Origin of the sequence: Janthinobacterium psychrotolerans (assembly GCF_001677885.1) — a bacterium.
In the GTDB taxonomy this organism is placed as follows: domain Bacteria; phylum Pseudomonadota; class Gammaproteobacteria; order Burkholderiales; family Burkholderiaceae_D; genus Janthinobacterium; species Janthinobacterium psychrotolerans.
Genome location: NZ_LOCQ01000018.1, coordinates 1 through 4,493 on the forward strand (window position 1 = coordinate 1; position 4,493 = coordinate 4,493).

Genomic DNA, 4,493 nt, shown 5'->3' on the forward strand with positions numbered 1-4,493 from the left:
CACCCGTTCGCCACTCGCCACCAGAGCAAGCTCCGTGCTGCCGTTCGACTTGCATGTGTAAGGCATGCCGCCAGCGTTCAATCTGAGCCAGGATCAAACTCTTCAGTTTAATCTCTGTTACTTTGCCCTGTTACAGGCATGGTCGAACCTTTTAATCGGTTCAAACCCCTCGCATTGCGAGGTGTTTGCTCACTCAAAAAACTGACAGGCCACTACTTTCGTAGCGTCCTATTTCATTATTTCTTGTGAACATTTGATATTTTAAGTTTTACGTCAATCCGAAGATCGACGCTGCACTTCATCAAATGCCCACACTTATCGACTGTTAATTGTTAAAGAACGGTATTCGGTGCTACGTTTCGCGCTATCGACAAAGCGTTGTGTTTGTCAGCTGCGAAGAAGGAAGAGTATGAAGCATTTCGTTCAATCCGTCAACACCTTCTTTTCTGCTGCATCGCCGTTTCCGGTGATCCTCAACTGCCGCATTTGACTGCGCCTCATTGGGGAGGCGAACTATAGCAAAGCCCCGCCAGTCTTGGCAAGGGCTTTCAATCGCCATCCGCATTTTTATTCACGCCGCCAACAGGGCTTTGACAAGGTCCTTCTTGTCGATAGACTCCCTGGCATCGACATGCAGCGCCTTGAGCACATGATCGAGATGGTGCAACATGATGTCGACCGCAGCGTCGGCGTTGCCGGCCCTGGCCGCCTCGATGAACAGCGCATGCTCATCCGATGAGCAACTGGCGTCTTCGCTGGACTGCTGGTGCATGGCGATCAGCGAGGTCCGCGCCGTCAGTTTGCGCAAGATTTCCTTCAACACCAGATTGCCAGCGATATCGGCCAGCAAGGTGTGAAAGTCACCTAGCAACCTGGCGCGCAGCGGCAGATCGTTTTGTGCCAGAGCCTGGCGTTCCAGGGCAAGGTGGGCATCGATGCGGCGATAATCGTCGGCCTTGGCGATGGCCACGAAATCGCGTGCCAGGCCGGCTTCGAGCGTGCGGCGCACGGCAAAGATCTCGCGCGCCTCGCGTTCACTGAGCTTGCACACGCATGCGCCCTTTTCCGGCACGATCTCGATGAGCTCATCCTTCGACAGCATCAGCAAGGCCGCACGGATCTTGGTGCGGCTGACCGAGTACACGCGGGCCAGGGCCTCTTCCTTGAGCTTGGTGCCAGGCGGCAATCGGCGTTCGATGATTGCCGTCGCAATATCCGCGGCGATCTCTTCGGAAGAGTTGGGAACAATTGCTGTGGCGTGGTCAGGCATGCGGAATCTGGCTTTGGCAAAAACGATCAGGAAACCGAACTGATGAAACTGGCCAGTTCCGGCGTCGACGGTGCGGCAAACAGGGTCTTCGGATCACCCTGCTCATGGATTTTCCCCTGGTGCATGAACACCAGTTGATCGCCCACCTCGCGTGCGAAGCGCATCTCATGCGTAACCATGATCAGGGTCATGCCATCCTCGGCCAGCTTGCGCACCACGGCCAGCACTTCGTTCACCAGTTCCGGGTCGAGCGCCGAGGTGATTTCATCGCACAACAGTATTTTCGGCTGCATCGCCAGTGCCCGGGCGATCGCCACACGCTGCTGCTGGCCGCCCGACATCTGGTCTGGAAACGAGTCAAAGCGATCGGCAAGGCCGACTTTTGCCAGCGCATCGCGCGCCAGCGCCTCGGCCTGCTGCTTGCCTGTTTTCTTGACCACGGTCGGCGCCAGCATCACATTCTGTCCTGCCGTCAGATGCGGATACAGATTGAACTGCTGAAACACCATGCCGACTTTCAGGCGCAACTGGCGCAAATCGGTCTGGCCAACGGTAACCCGCACGCCGTCGACATCGAGCGAGCCTTCGTCGAAACTTTCCAGTCCGTTGATCGAGCGCAGCAAGGTACTTTTGCCCGAACCGCTGCGTCCGATCACGGCCGTCACTTGGCCCTCCTTGACGCGCAAGTCGATGCCCTTGAGGACATGGTGCGTACCAAAACGCTTGTGCAAACCATTGATACTAACGAGAGACATTCATTTTCCTTTCCAGGCGGCGGGCATACAGCGAAAGCGGGAAACACAGGCAAAAATACATCAGGGCGATCAGGCCATACACGGTGAAGGGCGCAAACGTGGCGTTGCTGATCATCGAACCGGCCTTGGTCAGTTCGACGAAGCCGATGATCGACGTGACCGCCGTCGCTTTCACGACCTGCACGGAAAATCCGACTGTTGGTGCGACGGCGATGCGCAGGGCCTGCGGCAAGATTACGTGACGCATCTGTTCCATATACGTCATTGCCGTGCTGGCAGACGCTTCCCACTGGCCACGGGGAACCGCCTCGACGCAACCGCGCCAGATTTCCGCCAGGTAAGCGCTGGTAAACAAGGTCAGGGCCACGCTGGCGGCCAGCCACGGCGACACTTGCATGCCGGTCAGTGACAGGCCAAAGAACAACAGGAACAATTGCATCAGCAGCGGTGTGCCCTGGAACAGCTCGATGTACATGACGGCAAACTGGCGCAGCGGCCGCGCGCCCGAGGTGCGCATCATCAGGATGGCGATACCGACCAGCCCCCCACACACAAAGGCGATCAAGGACAGCAATACCGTCCAGCGCCCCGCCAGCAACAAGTTGCGAATGATGTCCCACAGGGAAAAATCGCTCATGTCGCTCTCCTGGCAAGAACGTAGCGGCCAAACAGGCCCAGCGCGCGGCGCACGCCGACCGCCAGCAAAAAGTACATGATGGTAACGACGAAATACACTTCGAAGGAGCGGAAGTTACGCGAGGTAATAAAGCCGGCGCCAAAGGTCAGCTCCTCGGCCGAGATTTGCGAGCACACGGACGATCCCAGCATCACGATCACGATCTGGCTCGACAAGGCTGGCCACATCTTGAGCAAGGCCTGGCGCAGGATTACGCAGCGGAAAATCTGGAAACGCGACATCGCCAGCGCCGAAGCGGCCTCGATATGGCCTTTCGGCACAGACTCCACGCCGGCGCGGATGATCTCGGTGCTGTAGGCGCCCAGGTTGAGCACCATCGCAATTGTTGCCGCCTGCCACTCGCTCAAATGAATGCCGAGGCTGGGCAAGCCGAAGAAGACAAAGAACAGCTGCACGATAAACGGCGTGTTGCGGATCAGCTCCACATACGCGGTGTAGACCGGGAACAGCACGGGCAGTTTCCAGGCGCGCGAGATGGCGCCAAGAATACCGATGGCAATACCGAGCACGGTACCGACGAGTGTCAGGCGCAAGGTACCGATCACGCCGTTGTACAGATACTCGCGGTATTCCCAGATACTGCTGAAATCAAAAGTGTATGCCATGGCGCGCTTGAGCAGTTACAGCAGGGCCGTGACAGGGCGCGTTGTTTTCAGCCATTTCTGGGCGATGGTATTGAGGCTGCCGTCTTCTTTGGACTTGGCCAGGATAGCATTGATTTGCGCCAGTAACTTCGGCTCGCTTTTATTGATGCCGACGTAGCATGGTGAATTCTTGATAAAGAATTTGAATTCGAGTTTTTTGGCCGGCTGTTTTTCGACAATTGCGCCGGCCACCACATTGCCAGTGGCAATCAAGGGCACTTGGCCGGACAGATAGGCGGAAATGGTCGCGTTATTGTCTTCAAAACGCTTGATGGTGGTATTGGCCGGCGCAATCTTGCTCAGCTCAAGATCCTCCACGGCACCGCGGGTGACGCCCACGGTTTTACCTGCCAGTTGTTCCGCCTTGCTGATCGCCTGATCTGCGGTCCCGAACACGCCGCTGAAGAATGGCGCATACGCTGCGCTGAAATCGATGACTTTTTCACGCTCGGGGTTTTTACCCAGACTGGAAATGACCAGGTCGACTTTTTTGGTATTAAGGTAAGGAATGCGATTGGCGCTGGTCACCGGCACCAGTTCCAGCTTCACTCCCAGGCCCTTGGCCAGCAGTGCGGCCACGTCAATGTCGTAGCCAACCGGTTTCATGTCAGGGCCGACGGACCCGAAAGGTGGGAAATCCTGGGGCACGGCCACGCGCAAGACCTTGGCCTTGAGAATATCGTCGAGCGCCTCGGCATGGGTCAGCGGTGCGGCAAGTGCGGTGGCGGACAAGATCAGCGACAACAGGATCGAACGACGGTTCATGGACAACTCCTCAAGGTGGGATGGAGCGCACTGTTCCGTGATGAACAGCGCGCCATATTCCTTGAGCAGTTTCCGTGCCTGCATACAAAGCCTGTATACGATCTGCAAAACCCCTATTTCTGCATGGTTTTTGAGCAGTGCATGACTTTCTGCACCAGCTCATGCACGAATAGGGTGCGTTTACAACAAACCACCAGACGAAAAAAAACCCCGACCATTGCTGGCGGGGTTTTTCTCTACTGCGAATAACAAGCCTGACGATAACCTACTTTCACACTGGTTGCAGCACTATCATCGGCGCAAAGTTGTTTCACGGTCCTGTTCGGGATGGGAAGGGGTGGGACCAACTTGCTATGGTCATC

5 protein-coding genes and 2 rRNA genes are annotated in these 4,493 nt (G+C 56.6%); all 7 read right to left on the bottom strand.

The window, feature by feature from the left end; genetic code table 11:
- Nucleotides 1-109: ribosomal RNA gene (locus ASR47_RS00130) — 16S ribosomal RNA — on the bottom strand; the annotation flags it as partial.
- A gap of 462 nt (nt 110-571) precedes the next feature.
- Entirely contained in the window at nt 572-1,270 is a 699-nt protein-coding gene (locus tag ASR47_RS00135) for a GntR family transcriptional regulator (protein ID WP_065305760.1), read from the bottom strand.
- Between the two features lie 26 nt (nt 1,271-1,296).
- A complete protein-coding gene (locus ASR47_RS00140) occupies nt 1,297-2,025 on the bottom strand; it encodes an amino acid ABC transporter ATP-binding protein (RefSeq protein ID WP_065305761.1) in 729 nt (242 codons plus the stop codon).
- Complete coding sequence (locus ASR47_RS00145; RefSeq protein WP_065305762.1) at nt 2,012-2,662, bottom strand: amino acid ABC transporter permease; 651 nt, start codon at nt 2,660-2,662, stop codon at nt 2,012-2,014. Before ASR47_RS00145 ends, ASR47_RS00140 begins: the two co-directional genes overlap by 14 nt.
- Nucleotides 2,659-3,327, bottom strand: a complete 669-nt coding sequence (locus tag ASR47_RS00150) for an amino acid ABC transporter permease (protein ID WP_065305763.1) — start codon at nt 3,325-3,327, stop codon at nt 2,659-2,661. The genes ASR47_RS00145 and ASR47_RS00150 overlap by 4 nt, the downstream gene beginning before the upstream one ends.
- Nucleotides 3,328-3,342: 15 nt before the next feature.
- A complete protein-coding gene (locus ASR47_RS00155; protein ID WP_065305764.1) occupies nt 3,343-4,131 on the bottom strand; it encodes a transporter substrate-binding domain-containing protein in 789 nt (262 codons plus the stop codon).
- A gap of 252 nt (nt 4,132-4,383) precedes the next feature.
- Nucleotides 4,384-4,493 (bottom strand): 5S ribosomal RNA (gene rrf, locus ASR47_RS00160); the annotation flags it as partial.